This is a genomic window from Brevibacterium ammoniilyticum (genome assembly GCF_038429965.1).
In the GTDB taxonomy this organism is placed as follows: Bacteria; Actinomycetota; Actinomycetes; order Actinomycetales; family Brevibacteriaceae; genus Brevibacterium; species Brevibacterium ammoniilyticum.
Window position 1 is genome coordinate 1 of record NZ_BAABNP010000008.1, and the last position, 20,382, is coordinate 20,382.

General features: G+C 68.1%; 20 protein-coding genes, 1 tRNA gene, 1 other RNA gene and 1 pseudogene. 13 read left to right on the forward strand and 10 right to left on the reverse strand.

All coding sequences use genetic code 11. The features are described 5' to 3' along the window. Nucleotides 1–30 precede the first annotated feature (30 nt). Nucleotides 31–231: pseudogene (locus AAHA49_RS10585) on the forward strand (transposase); the annotation flags it as partial. A gap of 81 nt (nt 232–312) precedes the next feature. On the opposite strand, the gene AAHA49_RS10590 reads toward AAHA49_RS10585, so the two are convergent. Together AAHA49_RS10590 and AAHA49_RS10595 are read right to left on the reverse strand one after the other, a co-directional pair. Then, nucleotides 313–397: transfer RNA gene (locus AAHA49_RS10590), tRNA-Ser, on the reverse strand. A 61-nt stretch (nt 398–458) separates the two neighbouring features. Continuing rightward, nucleotides 459–1,409: a helix-turn-helix transcriptional regulator gene (locus tag AAHA49_RS10595; RefSeq protein ID WP_259801668.1), complete on the reverse strand. Its 951-nt coding sequence runs from the start codon at nt 1,407–1,409 to the stop codon at nt 459–461. Between the two features lie 101 nt (nt 1,410–1,510). On the opposite strand from AAHA49_RS10595, the gene AAHA49_RS10600 reads away from it, so the two are divergent. Both AAHA49_RS10600 and AAHA49_RS10605 read left to right on the forward strand, forming a co-directional pair. Then, nucleotides 1,511–2,083, forward strand: a complete 573-nt coding sequence (locus tag AAHA49_RS10600; protein ID WP_259801669.1) for an MFS transporter — start codon at nt 1,511–1,513, stop codon at nt 2,081–2,083. A gap of 27 nt (nt 2,084–2,110) precedes the next feature. Continuing rightward, on the forward strand, nt 2,111–2,983 hold the full coding sequence (locus tag AAHA49_RS10605; RefSeq protein WP_342038253.1) for an MFS transporter: 873 nt from the start codon (nt 2,111–2,113) through the stop codon (nt 2,981–2,983). A gap of 87 nt (nt 2,984–3,070) precedes the next feature. Here AAHA49_RS10605 and AAHA49_RS10610 read toward each other — a convergent pair whose 3' ends face one another. The 3 genes from AAHA49_RS10610 to AAHA49_RS10620 form a co-directional block, all read right to left on the reverse strand. After that, nucleotides 3,071–4,204 (reverse strand): ABC transporter permease, encoded by a 1,134-nt coding sequence (locus AAHA49_RS10610; RefSeq protein ID WP_259801672.1) that lies wholly within the window; start codon nt 4,202–4,204, stop codon nt 3,071–3,073. Nucleotides 4,205–4,272: 68 nt separating this feature from the next. Continuing rightward, entirely contained in the window at nt 4,273–5,034 is a 762-nt protein-coding gene (locus tag AAHA49_RS10615) for an ABC transporter ATP-binding protein (RefSeq protein ID WP_259801674.1), read from the reverse strand. Then, on the reverse strand, nt 5,034–6,107 hold the full coding sequence (locus AAHA49_RS10620) for an efflux RND transporter periplasmic adaptor subunit (RefSeq protein ID WP_259801676.1): 1,074 nt from the start codon (nt 6,105–6,107) through the stop codon (nt 5,034–5,036). The genes AAHA49_RS10615 and AAHA49_RS10620 overlap by 1 nt, the downstream gene beginning before the upstream one ends. A 224-nt stretch (nt 6,108–6,331) precedes the next feature. Here AAHA49_RS10620 and AAHA49_RS10625 point away from each other — a divergent pair, with 224 nt between their 5' ends. The 5 genes from AAHA49_RS10625 (at nt 6,332) to AAHA49_RS10645 (ending at nt 10,470) form a co-directional block, all read left to right on the forward strand. Then, nucleotides 6,332–6,757: a YciI family protein gene (locus tag AAHA49_RS10625; RefSeq protein ID WP_259801677.1), complete on the forward strand. Its 426-nt coding sequence runs from the start codon at nt 6,332–6,334 to the stop codon at nt 6,755–6,757. Beyond that, a complete protein-coding gene (locus AAHA49_RS10630) occupies nt 6,757–8,133 on the forward strand; it encodes an RNA polymerase sigma factor (RefSeq protein WP_342038254.1) in 1,377 nt (458 codons plus the stop codon). The genes AAHA49_RS10625 and AAHA49_RS10630 overlap by 1 nt, the downstream gene beginning before the upstream one ends. A 68-nt stretch (nt 8,134–8,201) precedes the next feature. Beyond that, an RNA gene (gene ffs / locus AAHA49_RS10635) (signal recognition particle sRNA small type) lies at nt 8,202–8,297 on the forward strand. A gap of 167 nt (nt 8,298–8,464) precedes the next feature. Next, nucleotides 8,465–9,970, forward strand: a complete 1,506-nt coding sequence (locus tag AAHA49_RS10640) for a L,D-transpeptidase (RefSeq protein ID WP_342038255.1) — start codon at nt 8,465–8,467, stop codon at nt 9,968–9,970. Continuing rightward, nucleotides 9,970–10,470 (forward strand): GbsR/MarR family transcriptional regulator, encoded by a 501-nt coding sequence (locus tag AAHA49_RS10645; RefSeq protein WP_342038256.1) that lies wholly within the window; start codon nt 9,970–9,972, stop codon nt 10,468–10,470. Before AAHA49_RS10640 ends, AAHA49_RS10645 begins: the two co-directional genes overlap by 1 nt. 18 nt (nt 10,471–10,488) lie before the next feature. On the opposite strand, the gene AAHA49_RS10650 is transcribed toward AAHA49_RS10645, so the two are convergent. Beyond that, nucleotides 10,489–10,884, reverse strand: coding sequence for a RidA family protein (locus AAHA49_RS10650; protein WP_339393038.1), 396 nt, complete (start codon nt 10,882–10,884; stop codon nt 10,489–10,491). A 127-nt stretch (nt 10,885–11,011) separates the two neighbouring features. On the opposite strand from AAHA49_RS10650, the gene AAHA49_RS10655 reads away from it, so the two are divergent. Next, entirely contained in the window at nt 11,012–11,974 is a 963-nt protein-coding gene (locus tag AAHA49_RS10655) for a helix-turn-helix transcriptional regulator (protein WP_339393039.1), read from the forward strand. 3 nt (nt 11,975–11,977) lie between these two features. On the opposite strand, the gene AAHA49_RS10660 is transcribed toward AAHA49_RS10655, so the two are convergent. Beyond that, nucleotides 11,978–13,006 carry an iron-siderophore ABC transporter substrate-binding protein gene (locus AAHA49_RS10660; RefSeq protein WP_339393041.1) on the reverse strand — a complete coding sequence of 343 codons (1,029 nt, stop codon included), beginning with the start codon at nt 13,004–13,006 and terminating at the stop codon, nt 11,978–11,980. A 189-nt stretch (nt 13,007–13,195) separates the two neighbouring features. Between AAHA49_RS10660 and AAHA49_RS10665 the strand changes: the two genes are divergently transcribed. Continuing rightward, a complete protein-coding gene (locus AAHA49_RS10665; protein WP_339393042.1) occupies nt 13,196–13,576 on the forward strand; it encodes a helix-turn-helix domain-containing protein in 381 nt (126 codons plus the stop codon). A gap of 45 nt (nt 13,577–13,621) precedes the next feature. Here the strand turns inward: AAHA49_RS10665 and AAHA49_RS10670 are convergent, their stop codons facing one another. Then, nucleotides 13,622–14,203 carry a ClpP family protease gene (locus AAHA49_RS10670; protein WP_339393043.1) on the reverse strand — a complete coding sequence of 194 codons (582 nt, stop codon included), beginning with the start codon at nt 14,201–14,203 and terminating at the stop codon, nt 13,622–13,624. Continuing rightward, nucleotides 14,200–14,856: a ClpP family protease gene (locus AAHA49_RS10675; protein WP_339393044.1), complete on the reverse strand. Its 657-nt coding sequence runs from the start codon at nt 14,854–14,856 to the stop codon at nt 14,200–14,202. The genes AAHA49_RS10670 and AAHA49_RS10675 overlap by 4 nt, the downstream gene beginning before the upstream one ends. 159 nt (nt 14,857–15,015) lie before the next feature. On the opposite strand from AAHA49_RS10675, the gene AAHA49_RS10680 reads away from it, so the two are divergent. The 3 genes from AAHA49_RS10680 to AAHA49_RS10690 all read left to right on the forward strand — a co-directional run bounded on the left by AAHA49_RS10680 (nt 15,016) and on the right by AAHA49_RS10690 (nt 17,413). Next, nucleotides 15,016–15,303 (forward strand): hypothetical protein, encoded by a 288-nt coding sequence (locus AAHA49_RS10680; protein ID WP_342038257.1) that lies wholly within the window; start codon nt 15,016–15,018, stop codon nt 15,301–15,303. A 174-nt stretch (nt 15,304–15,477) separates the two neighbouring features. After that, nucleotides 15,478–16,314, forward strand: a complete 837-nt coding sequence (locus AAHA49_RS10685) for a YidC/Oxa1 family membrane protein insertase (RefSeq protein ID WP_342038258.1) — start codon at nt 15,478–15,480, stop codon at nt 16,312–16,314. A 70-nt stretch (nt 16,315–16,384) separates the two neighbouring features. Beyond that, nucleotides 16,385–17,413: a metallophosphoesterase family protein gene (locus AAHA49_RS10690; protein ID WP_342038259.1), complete on the forward strand. Its 1,029-nt coding sequence runs from the start codon at nt 16,385–16,387 to the stop codon at nt 17,411–17,413. A 392-nt stretch (nt 17,414–17,805) separates the two neighbouring features. Here the strand turns inward: AAHA49_RS10690 and AAHA49_RS10695 are convergent, their stop codons facing one another. Then, the gene (locus AAHA49_RS10695; RefSeq protein WP_342038260.1) at nt 17,806–20,343 is read right to left on the reverse strand and encodes an ATP-dependent Clp protease ATP-binding subunit; all 2,538 of its coding nucleotides are present in this window, start codon (nt 20,341–20,343) and stop codon (nt 17,806–17,808) included. Between the last annotated feature and the right edge of the window lie 39 nt (nt 20,344–20,382).

Consider the following 20,382-nt stretch of genomic DNA (forward strand, 5'->3'; position numbering starts at 1 on the left):
TGCCAGCTGAATTGGTGGACTTGAAACGCTTTGTGGCGACGAGCGGCCGATGCGTTGGCCTACTTCACCAGAACCTCGAACCCACCGACGGAATCGATCAACGGGAAGCTTGAGCATCTGAGCGGATCCGACCGGGGATTCCGCAACCTCACCCACTACATCGCCAAGCATCTACCTAAATCGGTTGGAATTAGGCCTGTCTTACACTCTCGTTTACGAAGAGCCTATTAACCCCTATTAACCCGCAGACGCACCCGCGCACGCAGAAGCCCCTCACCCGAGTAATCCCAGGTGAGGGGCTTCTGCTTTCCGCGGAGGATAGGGGATTCGAACCCCTGAGGGCGTTAACCCAACCCGCGTTCCAGGCGAGCGCCATAGGCCACTAGGCGAATCCTCCGCGGATCAGCTTATCCGAGTCGTGACCGCAATGCGAAATCGCTGCGGCGAAGTGTGAACCATCACACGACCCGCAGGTGAACGGCGCGTTCAGCCCCCGCCTCGGCCGCCACAACATCGGCGTACTCAGCCGCCCGCGCAACCGCCCGCTCGGCGACCACGGCCTCCCGCCGCTTCTCGATGCTGCCGTCCTCGATCCACCCGTGCAGGGTCTCCAAGCGGGAACGGGTGACCTTGTCGACGGGCTGGTAGACGGACAGTGTCAGTCGCTGGTTCTCCTGCGCGATGAGCGTGGTCATCTTGAGGTTGAGGGTGCCGACGTAGGGGTTCTCGATCGTCTTCGTCCGCCCCGGCGTCCGGCCGACATTGCCCGAATCCCACAGTGAGCGGAACTCCTCGAACCGCCCGAGCCGTTCGAGCAGCGGACCCCATTCGGGATCCTCGAGGGTCTCGGCATACGCGGCCCGCAGCTTCGCGACGAGGATCCGCTTGTGCTCGGACAGCGGCTGGAAGATCGACGCCCACTCGGGGTTCTCGAACGCCTGGATCACACAGTTGCGGTCGGCGGGGACCACCTCGGCGAGGTCGGTGACGAGGTACCGTTCGACGGGATTGAAGGCACGGATCGTGTACCGGGGGTCGGTGACCATCGCCGGCAGCGGCAGCACCTCGTCGAGCAGGGTCCGCAGCTGCTCCCCCACCGCCGAGTTCCCCGGATTCGTCACCCGATCCGGATACCCGCCGAGGAGGAAGAGGTGCGCCCGCTCCTCGGGGTCGAGGAGGAGCGCCTCGGCGATGGATTCGAGCACGGACTCGGAAGGATGGACCTCACGCCCCTGCTCGAGCCACGTGTACCAGCTCGTGCCGATGTTCGCGAGCACCGCGACCTCCTCCCGCCGCAGCCCCGGGACCCGGCGCCGGGCGCCTTTGGCGAGCCCGACGTCACACGGGCGGACCCGATCCCGACGTGACTTGAGGAAGCGACCGAGTTCGGAGGTTCTCACGTGTGCCATACTCCCATTGTCCGCCCTGGCCGACGACGCGATCCAGGTGGCCCGACCACCACCATGTCCACGCCCTCCCACCGGCAGGCATTCCGTCCGAGACTGGTCCCATGAGACGCAACCCTGCCGCCGACACCGCCGAGGTGACCGCCCCCACCATGCCCCCGACCGAGACAGCGGCGACCGAGTCCCACCCCGCGCCGGGTGGCGCGGTCCTCTGGCCGCTCTACGTCGGGGCGTTCCTCGCCACCTTTATGTTCTCCGTGTCGAACATCGCGATCCCCGCGGTGAAGACGGCGCTCGGGGCCGGGGACTCCGCCTCGGCGCTCGTCGTCGGCCTCTTCTCCGCGGCCTTCGCCTCGGGCCTCATCCTCTGCGGACGCATCGGCGACCGATTCGGGCGCCGCCGCCTCTTCACGCTCGGCACCGCAGCCCTCGTCGTCATCTCCGTGGCCGTCGGGCTCGCCCCGGGACCGGCCGAACTCCTCATCGCCCGCACCGTGCAGGGGTTCGCGGCGGCCGTGATGATGCCGCAGATCCTCGCGAGCATCCAGCACGCACTCAACGGCACCGAGCGGCTCAAGGCGATCAGCCTCTTCGGGGCGTTCTCCGGGGTCGGCACCGTCGGCGGGCAGGTCATCGGCGGCGGCCTCATCTCCGCCTTCGGAGACCAGTGGGGGTAGCGGGCGGCGTTCCTCAGCTGCGGGGTCGTGGCCCTGGCCGCATTCCTCGGCTCGCTCCGGCTCACCGAATCCCGCACCCCCGACCCGGCCCCGCTCGACCTCATCGGCGCAGCACTGCTCGGCATCGGCATGGTCGGCCTCGTCATCGGCCTCGCCCTCGGACCCGTCACCGGCTGGGTGCCGCTGCCGGCCGGTCTCCTCGTCGTCTCCGCGCTCGCGCTCGCGGCGTTCGCCGTCTGGCAGTCCGTCGCCGAGGTGCGCGGCCGCGACCCGCTCATCCCACCTCAGGTCGTCCGGGCTCCCGCCGCGTGGGTGGGGATGATCATGTCGTTCGTCTTCTTCGGCGGGTTCGGCACGTTCCTGTTCAATTTCGCCCTGACCAGCCAGACCGGGCACAGCGATCCCGCGTACGTCTCAGGGCTGACCCTCGGCCTCTTCGCGGCCTCGTTCCTCATCGTCTCCCTCCTCGTCCCCCGCGTCGTGCGGCGTCTGAGCGGACCGGGCACGATGCTGCTCGGCACGGGCATGCAGATCTTCGGCCTCCTCGGCGTCGCCTGGGTCGCCGATGCCGCGGGCCGGGACTTCAACCTGTGGATCCAGCTGCCGGGGTTGGTCCTCGGCGCCGGTCAGGCCCTCCAGTTCGGTCCCCTCGTCGGCACCGTCGTCAGCGCCGTGCCCGACCGGGTGGCGGGACTCAGCGGTGGACTCATCGCGACGATGCAGCAGGCGGGCATCGCCGTCGGCGTCGCCCTCCTCGGCGCCCTGTTCCACGTCTTCACCGCCCGGTTCGGCTACGACGACGCGTTCGCGCTCGCCAGCCTCACCCAGATCGCGCTCAGTCTGATCTTCGGAGCCGGCGCGCTCGTCCTGCTGCGCGTGCACCGGGCGGGTGCCGCCTGACTTCGTCCAGGCGGCGGTGCCCATCCTCGCCGAGGCGGGACGGCGGGACCGTGCCCACCGGGGTCCGCCTCGGCGAGGGTCGGACGACTACGCCCGGATCGCGTCGATGATGCGCACCCGCATCGCCACGAGCGCGGGGACGAGACCGGCGAGCGCACCGATGCCGATCGAGACGAGCATGCCGACGATGACGGCGGTGACCGGTATCTGTGGAGTACTTCCAGTGCCCATCATCAATGCATCTCCGACGATCGGAGCTTTGAGCACGAGGATCGCGATGAGCACGCCGATCGCTCCTGCCATCGTCGTCGCGACAACGCTCTCCATCATCACGGAGAAGAAGATCCGCCGACTCGTCGCGCCGAAGGACCGGCGGATGCCGATCTCCCGGACCCTCTGCTGGATCGTCACCATCGAGATGTTGACGAGGCCGAGCATGCCCATAAGAAGAATGAGGACGCTGATGAAGAGAAGCACGTTCTGGACTGCCCCGAGCGGACCGTCGACTTCGTTACCATAATCGGTTCGATCCGCAGAGATGTCGAAGCCTGGAAGCTGGCGTTTGAGGTCGGTCCTCACCTGCTTGCTCAGTTCCTTCGCGGTCTCCGGCGGCAGCCACATCTCGAACTCCGTCGGAACAGTCGCATCCGGCATGAACTTCGACTGGTGCCCGTTGAGCAGATAGACATTTCCGATGTCCGAAGTCGGCCCTGCGCCGGCGAATGAGCCGATGACGGTAGCCTTTCCCGCCTGATGTCCCGGGAGATCAACGGTCCTGGGGAGCGAGCTTGGATCGATGCCGTATTGTTCCAGGAATTTCTCGTCAGCAACGATGGGCGGCGACAAGTTCGTTGCATCGAACTCGTTGAACCACCGTCCGTGGTCAACTTTGACTCTGTGCATGACGTTGTAGTCCGGATCGACGACGCTCACGAATGCAGACACATTGCCCGACGGACTCGGAACCTCCATCTCTCCATTGGCCACCGCCGAGACATACTCGATTCCGAATCGTTTCTTCGTCTCATCAAGCGCCCTGGCGATCTTCTCCGCCTCATTCGGGTTCGGATCACCTGAAGGAGGCATCACGTAGAGCGTGTACGTCGCCGCCCTACCGTTCTGTTTCTCGAAAGTGTCAGCGAGCCCCTTCTGCATCATGTCGCCGAAGCCGACGACGAGGGTGAGACCGCACACGGCGACCCCGACGCCGATGAGGGACATGAGCACACGGACCTTGTGGACGCGCAGCTCCTGCCAGGCCTCGACGATCGAGGCGAGGAAACCTGAGATCATCGCACACCTCCGACCAGCGACTCAGCGGTCGCGCCGTCGGCGATGGGATGCAGCGCCCCACGGAAGAGCGAATACCGCCGCGTGGCCATGTTCGCGATGCTGAGATCGTGGGTGATCGTCACGAGCGCAGCCCCCGATTCGCGGGTGATCCCGTCGAGCAGGGACATCACGTGCTGACCGGTCTCGACGTCGAGGGCACCGGTGGGTTCGTCGGCGAGGACGATCTTCGGCTGCCGCACGAGCGCCCGGGCGATCGCGACCCGCTGCTGCTCACCGCCGGAGAGACGGTTGGGCTTCGAGTCGAGCCGGTCGCCGAGGCCGAGGCGATCGAGCATCTCAGAGGCGATACGCCGCCGGTTGCGGAACTCCTTCCCGGTGCCGTACATGAGCGGGGCTTCGACGTTCTCGACCGCGGAGCGGCCCGGCAGGAGGTTGAACTGCTGGAAGACGAAGCCGACGTCGCGGCCCCGGATCTTCGCCGCCCGGTTCCGCGAGATCGCATGGACGGGTTCCCCGGCGAACTCCATCTCTCCCCCGGTCGGGGCGTCGAGGAGGCCGAGGATGTTGAGCAGCGTCGACTTGCCGGTGCCGGAGCGGCCGACGATGCCGATGTGCTCCCCGGCGCTTGCGGTGAAGTTGATGTCGGCGAGGATCGTCAGCAGCTTCCCCTCACCGATGGGCACGGTCCTGGCGACGTGGCGCAGACTGAGCAGCGGCACCGGCGCCTCGGGTGCCGGCGGGAGTGGTGCCTCCGCCATCAGAAGTCGAACTCCCCACCGGACATGTCATCGGACATGTCGCCCTCGTCCTTCGGTTCGGTGCCGGGGACGAATTCGGAGACCTCCTCGCCCTCCTCGAGTCCGGACTTCACCTCGACCATGGCACCGTCGTTGAGGCCGAGCGTGACCGCCCGCTCCGTCGCCTCACCGTTGTCGTCGAGCACCCACACGGTGCCCTTGTCGGTGAGTCCGCGCACCGCGGTGACGGGGACGACGATGACGTCGTCGGCCGCTCCCGCGTCGACGGTCATCGTCGCCTCGAGGCCGTTGAAGACGGTCTGCTTCTCCGGGACCGTGCAGATGAGCTTGGGTCCGTCCCCCGTCGCCGAGGTGTCCGAACCGGTGTCCGCGGGGGCTTCGCCGTCCTCGGTGCTGGGATCGGTGTTCGGCGGGTTCTTCACGGATCCGCCCTGGTCGAGGCGCAGGGCCGTGCAGTCGAACGGGGCGGGACCGTCGGTGATGGCGATCGTTGCGGTCTTCGGCAGCTTCGGGACCCGGTAGAGGTCGACGGCGGGGATCGGGGCCTGCGCGGTGAAGGAGTCCTTGAGCAGCTGGGTCACCTCGGTCTCAGCGGTCACCGTGGCGTCCTTGTCGACGGAGAAGTCCCCGACGGTGCCGTCGGCGGGGGCGACGACGGTGTAGTACTTCGGCTTCGCAGGAGCCGGGGCAGCCTCGGCGGCACCGTCCGCATCGCCGGCGTCGGAGCCGCCCGCGGGAGCGGGTGCCTCACCGGTGGACCTCACCTGGAACAGCTGGGCCCCTTCGAGCACATCGTCGCCGGGTTGGACGAAGAAGTGGTTGACCGTGCCCTCATGGTCGGCCTTGACCGCGGTGGGCGGGTCGACGGCGATCGACCCCTTGAGTTCGAGGGAGTTGGCGATCGACCCGCGTTCGGCGAACACCGACGAACCCTGCGGCTGCCCCGTCGCCGAGGTGGAGTCGAAACCGTCCTCGGGCGCCGGTTTGAACGCGATCCACGCGAGCAGACCTGCGATGAGCAGGAGCACGAAGAGGAAGGCCGAGGGGAGGATGACGCGGCGGAAGATATGCATGATTCCTTGAGGACAGGGAAAGGGGACACTCCACCCTAAGCAGAGGAGCCCCGAAGTCGTGTCGCGGTGGAGTCACGAGGTGGTAACACTGTGGTCTCGACCTGGTTGGAAGAAGTTCAGGGAAAAATCTTCGGCGCTGTGTCGATCCGCACGTAGGCTTGTTCGACGCAGTGCATGAGAGGGTCCCGTCCGGGGTCCTCGCACCTTCCGACACAGGAGTCATCATGAAATACATGCTCATCATGCGCGCCGTCGACCAGGCGGCCGTGGACACCTTCGAGAACACCGATTTCAACGAGATCATCGCGGCCATGGGCAAGTACAACGAGTCGATGATCGAAGCCGGGGTCATGGTCGACGGCGCGGGGCTCTCCGACGCCTCCGAAGGCGCCGTCGTCGAGTTCGGTGACGACGATCCCGTCGTCACCGACGGTCCCTACGGGGAGCTGCGGGAGCTGTTCAACGGCTTCTGGATGCTCGAGGTGTCCTCGAAGGAGGAGGCGATCGAATGGGCCAAGCGCGCACCGCTGGGCGCCGGTTCGCAGATGGAGATCCGCCGCGTCACCGGTCCCGAGGACTTCCCGCAGGACAACGAATGGATCCAGAAGGAGCAGCAGTGGATCGAGGAGGGTCGGGTCGGTCGCGGCTGATGACCGACGCACCTGCCGGGCGCCCGGGCCCGTTCGATGCCGAACCGCCTGCCGTGGAGTCGTCCTTCACCGAGGCGTCCCGGGTGCTCGCGGCGACGTGGCGGATCGAGGCGGCGAGGATCGTCGCCGCCCTGACCCGCCACGTCGGCGACTTCGGGTTCGCCGAGGACCTCGCGCAGGAGGCGCTCACCGAGGCCCTGACCTCGTGGTTCGCCACCGGGATCCCCGCGAACCCCGCCGGCTGGCTGATGACCGTGGCCAAACGCCGAGCCATCGACTCGTGGCGGCGCCGCGAGCGGTTCGAGACCCGGGTGACCGAGATCGGCCACCGGCTCGAAGACGAACAGGCATCGGACGCCGGGGCGCTGCCGTGGGATCCGGACACGATCGACGACGACGTGCTCCGGCTCATCTTCATCTCCTGCCACCCGGTGCTGGGCAGGGAAGCCCAGCTCGCGCTCACCCTGCGGGTCGTCGGCGGACTGACCACGCAGGAGATCGCGCGGGCGTTCCTCGTCCCGGTCGCCACCGTCCAGCAGCGCATCGTGCGGGCGAAGAAGACCCTGGCTCTGGCCGACGTGCCCTTCGAACTGCCGCCGGCGAACGAATGGCCCGACCGGCTCACCTCGGTGCTCTCCGTCCTCTACCTCATGTTCTCCGAAGGGCATGTCGCGACCGCCGGCGCCGACTGGATGAAACCGGAGCTGTCCATGGACGCCCTTCGGCTCACCCGCATCACCGCGGGACTGGTGCCCGAGGAGCCTGAGGTCCACGGGCTCGTCGCGCTCATGGCCTTCACCGCCGCCCGCTTCCCGGCACGCCTGCGCCCCGACGGGACGCCGATCCTCCTGGCCGACCAGGATCGGACCCGCTGGGATCGGTCGCTCATCCGCCTCGGTGAGAGGTCCCTGCACACGGCGGAGAGGCTGCACGCGGCCAGGGCAGTGCCCACGGCGCAGGCTCTGCACACGGCGGAGACCACGGGAACGGGGAGCGGACCGTACACGCTGCAGGCGGCGATCGCGGCCGTCCACGCCTCGGCCCGACGATTCGCGGACACGGATTGGGATCGCATCGCGCAGCTCTACCGTGAACTCGAGTCCGTCGCCCCCTCCCCCATGACGACGCTCAACCGGGCGATCGCGATCGCCGAAGCCGAGTCTCCCGAGGCGGGTCTGCGCGTCATCGACGACAGCGGGATCGCTCGTGCGCTGGCCCGGTTCCATCATGTGCCCAGCGTCCGCGGGGAGCTGCTCGCCCGAGCAGGACGGACCGCCGAGGCGCTCTCCGAGCTCGACCGTGCCGCCGAGCTCGCCGTCAACGACCGTGAGGCCGCTGTCCTCCGCGACAAGGCGGATCGCCTGCGGGAAGCGTGAGCCGCCGGCGTGACCGAGTTCGCACACGCTCATTTTGTCCCCCGCGCACCCTCTCCCCTAGACTGGTCCACGGCTCCCCGTGCGGCGTCATCTTGTGAACTCCCCCAGGGCCGGAAGGCAGCAAGGGTAAGCGAGCTCTGGCGGGTGCACGGGGAGTCCTCTCTTCCCAAGATCACGATTCGGCAACTCCCCAGCTGACTGATTCCCCAGGTCAGAGCCGATATCAGGAGCCTTTTCCGCCGGTCAGCGACACCATCCGACATCGTTTCGAGATGTGGCTTTCCTAGCATGGATCCGGTTCTCCACTCCGTCTCCGAACGAGGTCCCCAGTTTGTCACGCACGAAAATCTCCGGGGCAGTCGCCGCCGTCACAGCACTGACGCTGCTGGCCGCCTGCACCCCCTCGAGCTCCGATTCCTCCGCCACCCGTGACGGCGACTCCGCCGACGTCACGACCTCTCCCGCCCCGGTCTTCCGCGTCGGGGCCGTCGACGACACCGGGAAATCCGAGAAGGACGCCGAGGCGACCGGGAGTCCCAGCGCCTCCGCAGCCCCCACAGCGGCACCGTCCGGGGAGACCGTCGACTCGGGTTCGTCGATCGACGTCGAGGCGGGCAAGCGGATCAGCCTGAGCGTCGAAGGAGCTGCGCTCAAGGATGTGAAGATCACCGACGCCGACCACCCGCGCATCACCACGGACCCCGGCACGTTCTTCGACGCGAAGGGGACCGCGCTGACGACCGAGGACGCGAAGGCCGGCGGCCTGACCTCCCCCGACGAGACTGCGTCCCCTGACAAGTCGGCCACTTCCGACGCGTCACCCTCGCCTGACGCGACCGACTCCGCTGCCCCGACCGAGAGCCCGACCGCCTCGGCGACAGACCCGGCGACGGATGCCCCGGTCACCGCCCCGGACGAGGCCACATCGTGGACCTCGCGGTTCGATCTCGTCGCCTCGAGCACCTATGACCTCACAGCCACGGCGACGACCCCGGACGGCAAGGACCACGAGTTCACCACCTCGGCGAAGGTCGACGACGCGGGCGGGGACCCGATGGCGGTGCGCACCGTCCTCGCCGATGACCAGACGGTCGGGGTGGCGGCCCCGATCATCCTCACCTTCGGCTCGAAGGTGGCCAAGAAATACCGTGACGACGTCGAGCACCGGCTCACGGTCGACGTCACGGACATGGACGGGAAGAAGCGCGAGGTCGAAGGGTCCTGGGCATGGCTGCCGGACGACCCGGAGTCGCGGCTGCACTTCCGCCCGAAGGACTACTGGCCGGCGAATTCGAAGGTCTCCGTCGATGCGCCGCTGAAGAACGTGCCGATGGCCGAGGACCGGACGGGCAAGAACGACCTGTCGATCGACTTCGAGGTCGGCCGGGAGCAGATCGTTGAGGCGAGCGCGAAGACCCACCGCATGGTCGTCACCCGCGACGGCAAAAAGGTCATGGACTTCCCGACCTCGCTCGGCTCGGCGAAGGCACCGTCGTACAACGGCGTGCACGTCGTCATGTCGAAGCATTCGGACTACACGATGACCTCGGCCCGGTGGGGGTACACGACCCCGGTGAAGTGGGCGGTGCGCATTCACAACAACGGCGAGTTCGTCCACGCGGCCCCGTGGTCGGTCGGGCAGCAGGGTTCGGCGAACGTCTCCCACGGCTGCATCAACCTGAGCACCGCGCGGGCCAAGGAGTACTACGACTCCGCGCTCTACGGTGACCCCGTCATCGTCAAGGACTCCTCGGTGAACCTGTCCACCGACGACAGCGACATCTCCGACTGGGTCTATGACTGGGATGACTGGAAGAAGATGAGCGCGCTGAGCTGATGGTCGCCGATCCTCCCAGTGCCTTCCGCCGCGAGTTCAGCACCCGCTTCGGCACGATGTGGACGATGTCGGGCGGGTCCGAGCTCGAGGGCCGCATCGCCGGCTATCTGCTGCTCGACTCCGCTGGCGGGGTCACCGCGGCCGAGCTCGTCGAGGTGCTCGGCATCAGCGCGGGCACCGTGTCGACGGCGACGAGGCGGCTCATCGAGGCGGGCTTCGTCCGCAGGGTCCGCCCGGTGGGCACGCGTGCCGACCGGTTCGTCATGGACCCCGACGTGTGGGCGGGGTTCCTCGACCGGGAGTACGCGTACCTGCGGGCCCAGCGCGAGCTCGCCGCCTCTGCGCTCGACCACGTCGACCCGGGCACGGATGCCCATGCCCGGGTGACGAACATGCACGACTACATGTCGTGGCTCATCGACGACGTCGACCTCGCGAGCGCCTGGGCGAAGCACAAGGCCGCACTGCGCCGCGAACGGGAGGGCCCGCGCGACCGCTGATCGGGTTCCCGCCGCGGCTCACTGCACGGCGATGCCCTCGAGTTCGACGAGCTGACCGGGCACGGCGAGGCGGGCGACCTCGAGCATCGTCGTCGTCGGCGCCACCCCGACCGCCGCGAACCTGGCCGCGAGCTGCCCGTAGTGCGGGACGAGGTCGTCGATCCCCGTCGTATAGACGTTGAGCCGCACGAGGTCGGCCAAGCCCATTCCCGCCTCGGCGAGGACGGCTTCGACATTGTCGAGGCTGAGCCTCAGCTGCGCGGCGACGTCACCGTCGTGCTGCGGGCGCCCGCCCGAATCCATCGCCGTCTGCCCCGAGATAAAGAGGGTGCGCACGGCACCCGTGACGAGCTCTCCCTGGTTGAAGCCGAGCTCCTGTGACCATGTGACCGGGTTGACTGCGCTGCGTTCCATCTGTCCTCCTCTGCCTGGCCGGCGTGATCTGCCGGCTGTGCCGTGGCCGCCGTCGGTCGACGACCTGCGGATGAGACTTCCGGATAATCACGACATCTCCTGTCGTGTATGGGAATACAGTGTCGGTATGCGCGCTGACCGCCTCGTCTCCCTCGTGCTCCTGCTCCGGCAGCGCGGGAGGATGACAGCGGATGCCCTCGCCGCCGAACTCGAGGTCTCGACGCGCACGATCCTCCGCGACATCGACGCGCTCTCGCTCGCCGGCGTCCCCGTCTTCGCCGAACGCGGCCGACACGGCGGCTTCGCTCTGCTGCCCGGCTTCCGCACCGAGCTCACGGGACTCAGCCACGACGAGACGCTCGCGCTCGTCGCCTCCGGCCTCCCCAACGGCCACGACCGCTTCGGACTCGCTCCCGCCCTCGGCTCGGGCATGCTCAAACTCCTCGACGCCCTGCCCGCCAGCCACCGCGGCGGCGCCGCTGCGATCGCCCGGCGCATCCTCGTCGAGCCCGAAGCCGACCTGCTCGCCCGACCCCGGCCGGCCGAGGAGATCGACGCCGAGGTGATGACGCCGATCCGCCTCGGCGTGGTTCAGGGCTGTCGCCTCCGCCTCGACTACGGATCGGCCGACAGCTCGCCGAGGTGGCGCACCGTCGATCCGATCGGTCTCGTCACCTCGCGCGGCCGTGGCTACCTGCTTGCGCTCAGTGCCGGTGAGGATCGGACGTATCGGCTCTCCCGTGTCCGTGCGGCGCAACTCCTCGCCGAGGAGGCGCAGCGCACCGAGGATGTCGACCTCGCCGCCCTGTGGGCCGAGCGCAGTGACCGTTTCCGCAGGTCAGGGGCTGGGCTCACGGTCACCGTGCGCACAGACGAAGCCGGTGCGGCAGCCCTGTACGAGACTGCCGTCGACCGCAGTGCGCTCACTGCGGTCGACGGCGGGGTGGAGGTCGTCGTGCGATTCCAGGATGCCGAGCACGCCGAATGGGCGCTCTGGCTGCTCGGAGACCGCGCCGAGGTCATCGCCCCGGACTCACTGCGCCACCGCCTCGGCGAGAGGGCCCAGGCGATGGCGCAGCGGTATTGCTGAGTCCTACTTGTCGAGCTTCTTCACGGCCTCGTCGATCATCGGCACGTAGCGCTCGAGCGCCCAGGGCAGGGTGAGCGGGTTGATGATCGAGGATCCGGTGACGAAGGGCTGGTCCTCGGGCGCGACGACGGCGCCGGCCTTGATCGCCGGGATGTTCGCGTACACGCTCTGGGACTCGATCTCCTTCCTGTTCTTCGGATCCGAGTAGAAGGTGAAGATGAGGTCGGAGTTGTTCAGTTTGTCGGCGTTCTCGAGCCCGATGAGCGCGGAGTCCGTGCCGGGGGCGTCGTACTCCTTGCGCAGGTCCTCGATGACCGGGTCGGGAGTGAGCCCGAGCGCGGAGACCATCGCCACGCGCTGTTCCTGCGGGTAGAAGACCCCGAGCGTGCCGGGTCCCGAGTTGTAGATGAATGAGAAGGTCAGACCCTTGTACTCGGGACGCTTCGCATCGTTGAGCTGCTTCTTGACGTCCTCGACGAGCTTCTTCGACTCGTCCTCCTGACCGAGCGCCTTGCCGATCGTCGTGATCTGCTCATCCCACTTGATCGTCCACGGTTCCTTCGGATACGCGACGGTCGGCGCGATCTGGTCGAGCTGCTTGTACTGATCGGCCGTGATCCCCGACCACGGCGCGAGGATGACGTCGGGGTTGAGCGAGGCGATCTTCTCGACGTCGAGTTCGGTGGCGCCCTGGAACTGTTCGGGCAGCTTGTCCCCGCGTTCCTTGACCGCGTCGTAGATCCACGGCATGTAGCCGGTGTCGTCGCTGCCCCACGCGTACTCCTCCATGCCCACCGGCGTCTTTCCGAGCGCGATCGCCGTCTCGGTCGACCCCTGGCCGAGGGTGACGACGCGCTGCGGTTCGGACTCGATGACCGCCTCACCGAGGGCGTGCTTGATCGTCACCGGGGTGAAGTCCCCGGAGGCGGACCCGGCGTCGGCCGAGGAGTTCTGCCCGCACGCGCTCGCGGTGAAGGCGAGAACGATGAGGGTGCCTGCGGCGAGAGCCCGGCGCACTAATGGAAGCGACATCTCTGCCCTTTCGACAGTGGGGCCGGCAACCGGCCCAGCGATTTTGACTAGGCCAGCCTAACTTAACTTTCAAGGTTCTTGAAACCTTGTCTCGCGGCCCGACACCGCCTGTCCGCGTGGAGCGGCAACGTCCATCCGCTCACAGCAGAAAGCCTCGCCCTCCTCCCCTGCCCGCCCTAGGCTCAGGACATGGAGACCCAGCGCGATCCCGCAGCCCGCACCGTCCCACCCCGCCTGTGGCGCGAGGCCCTCGGTCGCGTCCTGCGACTGCGGCGCACAGAGCTCGGACTCACCCTCGCCGAAGTCTCGGCCCGTTCGGGGGTCTCGACCCAGTACCTCTCAGAGGTCGAACGCGGCCTCAAGGACCCGTCGTCCGAGGTCATCGAGGCCATCGCCGCGGTCCTCGGACTCGCCCTGCCCCAGGTCCTCGTCCTCGCCGCCGCCGATGCCGAGCACGGCAGCCTCCAGCTCGCGGGGCTCGAACTCGCGGGCCTGCAGCCCGCAGGCCTCCCGCATGCTCGGGCGCGGCTGAGCGACGTGGGCCGGGCGCAGCTTTCCCTCGCCGCGTGAACCGCGGCCCAGCTACCGCGGCCCGGCCACTGCGGCCCGGACCCCTCACACGATCGCGTCGATGATCCCGAACGCCTTCGCCGCCTCGGCGTCGAGGACGAGATCCCGGTCGAGGTCGGCATGGATCTGCTCGAGACTGCGCCCCGTGTCGGCGGCGAGCATCGCCTCGACCTCGCGACGCTGACGCACGATCTCATCGGCGGCGACGATGAGATCCGGGATCGTCCCCCGCGCCCCCTCGGCATGCGGCTGGCGCAGGACGACGCGGGCATGGGCGAGCATCGACCGCCTGCCCGGCTCACCGCCGGCGAGCAGCACCGCGGCATCGGCGACGGCCTGGCCCACGCACGTCGTCGCCACGGGAGCACCGACATGGGACATCGCATCGTAGACGGCGGTCATCGCGGTCAGCGACCCACCCGGGGAGTTGATGTACATGTGGATCGGCAGCTCCTGACTCACGGATTCGAGGTGGAGGAGCTGGGCGATGACGGTGTTCGCGACCCCGTCGTCGATGGGCACGCCCAGGTAGATGATCCGATTGCCCAGCAGATGCGAATAGACGTCGACGATCTTCTCCGAATTCCCCGACCGGTCGACGACGTGCGGGATCGTGTACTGGCTCATGACCGCGCTCCCGCCGTGACGCCGAGTCTCCGCCTCGGCGCGATCGGGGCGTAGAGCTCGGCCGGGGAGGAGACGATTCCGTCGATGAGCCCGTACTCGAGTGCCGCCTCGGCGGTGAACCACCGATCCCGCAGCGAATCGGCGAAGACCTTCTCGAAGGCCTGACCGCTGGCTTCGCTGATGCGGGTGAGCACGGAGTCGCGGACGGCCCGCAGGTCCCCGCCCTGGAGTTCGATGTCGGCGGCCGCTCCCCCGATCCCCGCCGACCCCTGGTGGAGGAGGATGCGGGCATGGGGCAGGGCGAAGCGCCTGCCCGGGGTGCCCATGGTGAGGACGAACTGCCCCGCCGAGGCGGCCCACCCGAACGCGATCGTCACGACATCGCCCGGCAGGGTCGCAATGGTGTCGGCGATCGCGTGCATCATCGGCACCGACCCGCCGGGAGAGTTGATCCAGAGGAAGATGTCGGCCTCGGGGTCCTCGGCGGAGAGGAGGACGAGCCGGGAGACGATCTCCATCCCGTTCTCGTCGCGGAGTTCGCCGTTGAAGACGACGGTGCGGTAGGCGGCGAGCATGCGCTGGGTCTCGGGGACAGGGGACACGGTCGGCGATTCGTCATCGGCCCAGACCGGCGGGGCGGTGTGTGCGTTCATGACCTCAGGCTCGCACCCGGCGTCGCGGTCGGGAACGGCTCTCCGCCGGGAGCGGGACGGTTCTGCCCGGAGCGGATTGTGCGCCGGGACACCCGAGTCGGTGCTAGCATCGTGTACCGACAGCAAAGAGGAAAGGCGGGTGCGATGCTGAGTCTGTGGATGGCAGTCCAACTCATCGTCGTCGTACTCAGCACTGACCTCGACGCGGTCCTCCCCCAATCCCCCGCGCATCTGCTCGTCCTCGTCATCCTCGGTGCGGCGATCCTGTCGCCCGTGGGGGCGAGGGCGGGCAGAGCGCTTGTGAGGGTCCTCTCCCTGGCCCCACACGGCCCGTGGATGCGTCGCGAACCCGCAGAGGTCCGCGACGTCCCGCTCCCCGAAGCACCGGGCACTCCCGGAACCACGCTGGCCAGAGCACCCTCCTTCGTCGTTCGCGCTCACGCCTGAACGACGACCTCCCCGAGGTCTCGCCCGAAGTCTCCCGCTTCCGCGGTCCCACCTCGGCGAGCCCACCTCGGTGATCCCATCTCTGCGATGACCCTTCGTCGATGATCCTTCGTCGTTCTCAGGCGGCTCGAGCGCACCGCTGCGCTCCCACCCGAACCTGCGAAGGACACCACCATGAACATCTACGAATTCCCGCCCATCCGCCTCCTCCTCGACGGCGCCTACTGGCTCGTCACCACGCTCAGCGATCTCCTCGAACCCCTTGCAGGAGCCAACGGTGCGGCGCTGGCGGTCATCGTGCTCACGATCGCCGTGCGCTGCCTGCTCATCCCCGTCGGCCTCTCCCAGGTGCGGGCGGGGATCACGCGCCGACGGCTGGCCCCGAAGATCACCGAACTCCAGGCCAAGCACAAGTCCGATCCGCAGCGGATGCAGGAGAAGCTCATGGAGCTCTACCGGGAGGAGAAGGCCTCCCCGTTCGCCGGCTGCCTGCCGGTGCTCGCGCAGACGCCCGTGCTCATGGCCGTCTACGGGCTCTTCGTCCAGGCGACGATCGGCGGGGCGCCCAATGAGCTGCTCGGCCACACCCTCTTCGGCATCCCGCTGAGCTCGAGCCTCGTCGGCCTCATCGGCTCGGGCGGACTGACCTGGGTCTCAGGCCTGCTCTTCGCCGTCCTCATCGTCCTCATCGGCACGGTCGCCGCCCTCTCCCGCCACCTCCTCACTCCGCCTCTGCCGGAGGCGGCACCGACCGCCTCGGCGACGGGGACCCCGGCCGGCACGGGAACACACGCCGGTCAGGGGACGGCACCGGGGATGCCCGACCTCAGCGGGATGACGAAGATCCTCAGCTTCATGCCCTTCATCACCGCCGTCATCGCGGCCTTCGTCCCGCTCGCCGCGACCCTCTACCTCATGACGACGACCACGTGGACGCTGTGCGAGAGGCTCGTCATCAACCGTGCCCTCAGCGTCGATCACACGGGGGCGCCGCGGGTGAACGAGAGCTGAACGCACCGATTCAGCCGCGATCCACCCGGCGGCCATCTGCCGCGCGTCCGGCTCCCCTAGCCTCACTCCCATGGTCAACAGACGCGCACTCATCACCACTGCAGGCATCGGAGCGCTCGGCGCCACCCTCGCGGCCGGCCCGGCGGCCGCGAAGCCCGGAAACGGGAAGGCGAAGGGCAAGGACAAAGGGAACGGGTCGGTGACGCGCTTCAACGTCATCTCCGACATCCAGGGCGATCTCAACGACCTCGGCGTCGCCCTCGAGGACATGCGCACGACCAACCGGGCCAGCGCCGGTCTCGCGATCGCCGGCGACATCACCCCGCGCGGCTACGACTTCGAATACGCCGAGGTGACGAAGCGGATGGACAAGCACGCCCACCCCTCGACGGTGGCGTGGGCGATCGGCAACCACGAGTTCTACGTCCCGAAGTACAAGGACCCGAACACCCTGGCCCAGGACACGTGGCCCAACGGGGTCGTCGAGGACTCGCTGTTCAAGTCCTTCTACAACTTCGCCGGCCGGAACACGATCTACGAGGAGTTCAGCTTCGGCGGCGTCCCCGTGCTCACGATCGGCACCGAACGCTATATGCGCTACTACGACGAGAAGCGCTGGGACGAAGTGTGGATGAGCGAGAAGCAGTTCACATGGCTGGCCGACCGGATCGCCTACTGGGACCGGCGGAACAAGCCGATCATGGTCATCACCCACCACCCGCTGCCGAACACGGTCTCCGGGACGAGGAACAAGCTCTACCTCTCCGACTACATGCAGGCCGATCGACTGCTCGAGGTGCTCGCGCCGTACCGAAACGTGTTCCTCTTCTGCGGTCACACGCACTGGGACCTCGAGCTCTCCGACTGGTACACGCGCCGGGTCGTGCCCGCCTCGGGCAACCTCGTCGGCTTCAACGTCTTCAACACCGGCGCCATCGAGACCGGCTACACGGACAACGGCCAGGGCGGCGAGAAGACCGTGCCCGGCGGGTTCAACCAGGGTCTGCAGGTCGAGGTCGCCTCCGATTCGGTGACCGTGAAGGCCCGCGACTTCGGCCGGAAGGCGTGGATGAAGGAGATCACCGTCCCGCTCGTGTGAGACGACGGGGTGGCGCGGGGTGCCGCGGGGTGCCGCGGTGGGCAGCGCCGGCAACAGCACGGTGTTCCGACCCCAGCACGGCACATGTACCGTGCTGGGGTCGGAACACCGTGCTCGTATTTCGCGAGGAGTCGGTTCACCGCGTTGGTGTCGGATCTCCGAGCTGGTGTCGGCTAACCGCGTTGGTGTCGGATCGTCGTGCTGGTCCGCGTCCCTGAGCAGCCGCTCGCGCCCGCAGACAGCCACACTCGTCCCCGGACAGCACAGTGCCCGGGTCGGAGATGATCTCCCACCCGGGCACTGGCCCGTGCAGTCACACACGTTCTGCAGCCGCGCTCAAGCAGCCGCGCTCAAGCGGCAGCGCTCAGTTCACGCGCCCACGGAGTCCGCACTCACGCGGCCAGCGGCGCGCTCTCTCGCGCGGTGACGGCGAGCTGACCGTCGACGACGGTGACGTCGACGACTCCGCCCTCGCCGACCGCCTCGGTGACGAGGATGTCAGCGATCCGGTCGTCGAGCTCGCGCTGGATGACACGGCGCAGTGGACGGGCACCGAACTCGGGTTCGTAGCCCGCCTCGGCGAGCCAGTCCATAGCCTCCTCGGTGACGTCGAGGGCGATGCCCTGACGGCCCAGGCGCTCGATCGAGAGTTCGAGCTGGAGCCCGACGATCTCCCGCAGCTGGACGCGGTCGAGGCGGGTGAACATCACGGTCTCGTCGATCCGGTTGAGGAACTCGGGACGCATGACCTCCTTGAGCCTGCCCATCACCTTCGCCCGCAGGTCACGGTCGGTGACCGTGGCATCCGCCGAGGTGAAGCCCAGCGGGGTGCTCTGGCCGATGAACTCGGACCCGAGGTTCGAGGTCATGATGATGACCGTGTTGCGGAAGTCGACCGTCCGGCCCTGACCGTCGGTGAGCCGACCGTCGTCGAGGACCTGGAGGAGCAGGTTGAACGCATCCGGGTGCGCCTTCTCGACCTCGTCGAGGAGGATGACCGCATACGGCCGCCTGCGGACCTGCTCGGTGAGCTGGCCGGCCTCGTCGTAGCCGACGTACCCGGGAGGGGCGCCGACGAGACGGGACACGGTGTGCCGTTCCCCGAACTCGCTCATGTCGAACCGGATCATCGCCGACTCGTCGTCGAAGAGGGTCGCGGCGAGCGCCTTCGCCAGCTCCGTCTTGCCCACGCCCGTGGGGCCGAGGAAGAGGAAGCTGCCGATGGGCCTGGCCGGGTCGCCCATTCCGGTCTGGGACCGGCGGATGGCCTTCGACACCGCGGTCACGGCGTCGTCCTGACCGACGACGCGCCCGTGGAGCATGTCCTCGAGCCCGGCGAGGCGGATCTTCGTCTCCTGCGTCATGCTCGACGCCGGGATGCCGGTGGCCCGGGAGACGACCTGAGCGATCTGCTCGGCATCGACGACGCCGTCACCGTCCTCCGCCGAGGCGGTCGTTGAGTTCAGGACCTCCTCGAGTCGGTCGGTGAGGCGGGAGATCTCGTCGCGGATCTCTCCTGCCCGTTCGAAGTTCTCCGCGGCGATCGCCGAGTTCTTCTCCGCTTCGAGCTCGCCGAGTTCGGCGCGCATCGCCGCCGTGTCGACGACGGGTCCGCGGCGCAGGGAGAGCCGGGCACCGGCCTGGTCGATGAGGTCGATCGCCTTGTCCGGCAGGAACCGGTCGGTGATGTAGCGGTGCGAGAGTTCGACGGCGGCGCGGATCGCCTCGGCGTCGTAGGTGACGCCGTGGTGTTCGGCATAGCGACCGGAGAGGCCGTCGAGGATCGTCACGGCGTCCTCGATGCTCGGCTCCCCGACCATGACCGGCTGGAAGCGCCTGGCCAGAGCCGAGTCCTTCTCGATCGTGCGGAACTCGCGCAGAGTCGTCGCGCCGAGGAGGTGGAGATCTCCGCGGGCGAGCCTCGGCTTGAGGATGTTGCCGGCATCCATCGAGTTCGATTCGCCGTTGCCGCCGGCGCCCACGAGGGTGTGGAGCTCGTCGACGAAGACGATGGTGTCCCCGTCCTCGGCGATCTCGTCGAGGGTCGACGTCAGCCTCTCCTCGAAGTCACCGCGGTAGCGGGTGCCGGCGAGCATGCCGGGCATGTCGAGGGAGACGACGCGCTTGCCGCGCAGCTGCGCGGGGATCTCGCCCGATTCGATGGCCTGGGCGAGGCCTTCGGCGATGGCGGTCTTGCCGACGCCGGCCTCACCGATGAGCACGGGGTTGTTCTTCGTCCGGCGGGCGAGGATCTCGATGGTCTCCTCGATCTCGTCGCCGCGGCCGATGACCGGGTCGAGCCGCCCTTCTGCGGCGAGCGCGGTGAGGTCCGTGCCGAACTTCTCGAGCATCGTCTCCTCACCTCCCGTCTCGGTCTCGGCACCCTGGTTCTGCTTGGCCTCGGCCTGTGCGCCGGCCTGCAGGGTGGCCTGCGTGACGCCGGCCTGAGCGAGGATCCGCCCGGCGGGCATCTCCTGGTTGAGGACGAAGGCGAAGAAGACGTGTTCGGGGTCGATGTAGGTCGATCCGAAGGCGCGCGCCACCTGGTAGGCGTCGAGCAGGGCCTTCTGGGCGGCGCCGGTCAGCGTGGGGGCACCGTCGCCGGTGCGCGCAGGAGCGGCCTGCGGGAGCCGTTCGTCGATCGCGTGCACGATCGCCTCGGGGTCGGCGCCCATCTGGCGCAGTGAGGCCGCGCCGTGTTCGGATTCGACCATGACGCGCAGCAGGTGGAGCGCGTCGACCTCTTCCTGGCCGCGTCCGCGCGAATAGTCGGCAGCGCCGTCGACGAGGTCCCGCGTGCGCTTGGTGAGCAGACGGTTGATGTCGACGGAACGTCCCTGCCGTGGAGTGTTCTGACCCTGCAGGTAGCGGGCGAGGAACTCGTCGAACGAGCCCTCGCCGCCGCCGGAAGGTCCGAAGAAGTTAGCCAAAGTGACCTCCTCTTGAAAGTTGAGTCAGGGTGACTCAGT

What these genes read in the sequence shown, in the direction of transcription:
- AAHA49_RS10620 (WP_259801676.1), bottom strand. Translation starts at nt 6,107, where the DNA reads ATGCATATCTTCCGCCGCGTCATCCTCCCCTCGGCCTTCCTCTTCGTG.
- AAHA49_RS10650 (WP_339393038.1), bottom strand. Translation starts at nt 10,884, where the DNA reads ATGGAACGCAGCGCAGTCAACCCGGTCACATGGTCACAGGAGCTCGGC.
- AAHA49_RS10675 (WP_339393044.1), bottom strand. Translation starts at nt 14,856, where the DNA reads ATGAACGCACACACCGCCCCGCCGGTCTGGGCCGATGACGAATCGCCG.
- AAHA49_RS10670 (WP_339393043.1), bottom strand. Translation starts at nt 14,203, where the DNA reads ATGAGCCAGTACACGATCCCGCACGTCGTCGACCGGTCGGGGAATTCG.
- AAHA49_RS10660 (WP_339393041.1), bottom strand. Translation starts at nt 13,006, where the DNA reads ATGTCGCTTCCATTAGTGCGCCGGGCTCTCGCCGCAGGCACCCTCATC.
- AAHA49_RS10615 (WP_259801674.1), bottom strand. Translation starts at nt 5,034, where the DNA reads ATGGCGGAGGCACCACTCCCGCCGGCACCCGAGGCGCCGGTGCCGCTG.
- AAHA49_RS10665 (WP_339393042.1), top strand. Translation starts at nt 13,196, where the DNA reads ATGGAGACCCAGCGCGATCCCGCAGCCCGCACCGTCCCACCCCGCCTG.
- AAHA49_RS10680 (WP_342038257.1), top strand. Translation starts at nt 15,016, where the DNA reads ATGGCAGTCCAACTCATCGTCGTCGTACTCAGCACTGACCTCGACGCG.
- AAHA49_RS10625 (WP_259801677.1), top strand. Translation starts at nt 6,332, where the DNA reads ATGAAATACATGCTCATCATGCGCGCCGTCGACCAGGCGGCCGTGGAC.
- AAHA49_RS10645 (WP_342038256.1), top strand. Translation starts at nt 9,970, where the DNA reads ATGGTCGCCGATCCTCCCAGTGCCTTCCGCCGCGAGTTCAGCACCCGC.
- AAHA49_RS10685 (WP_342038258.1), top strand. Translation starts at nt 15,478, where the DNA reads ATGAACATCTACGAATTCCCGCCCATCCGCCTCCTCCTCGACGGCGCC.
- AAHA49_RS10630 (WP_342038254.1), top strand. Translation starts at nt 6,757, where the DNA reads ATGACCGACGCACCTGCCGGGCGCCCGGGCCCGTTCGATGCCGAACCG.
- AAHA49_RS10655 (WP_339393039.1), top strand. Translation starts at nt 11,012, where the DNA reads ATGCGCGCTGACCGCCTCGTCTCCCTCGTGCTCCTGCTCCGGCAGCGC.
- AAHA49_RS10595 (WP_259801668.1), bottom strand. Translation starts at nt 1,409, where the DNA reads ATGGCACACGTGAGAACCTCCGAACTCGGTCGCTTCCTCAAGTCACGT.
- AAHA49_RS10600 (WP_259801669.1), top strand. Translation starts at nt 1,511, where the DNA reads ATGAGACGCAACCCTGCCGCCGACACCGCCGAGGTGACCGCCCCCACC.
- AAHA49_RS10610 (WP_259801672.1), bottom strand. Translation starts at nt 4,204, where the DNA reads ATGTCCCTCATCGGCGTCGGGGTCGCCGTGTGCGGTCTCACCCTCGTC.
- AAHA49_RS10690 (WP_342038259.1), top strand. Translation starts at nt 16,385, where the DNA reads ATGGTCAACAGACGCGCACTCATCACCACTGCAGGCATCGGAGCGCTC.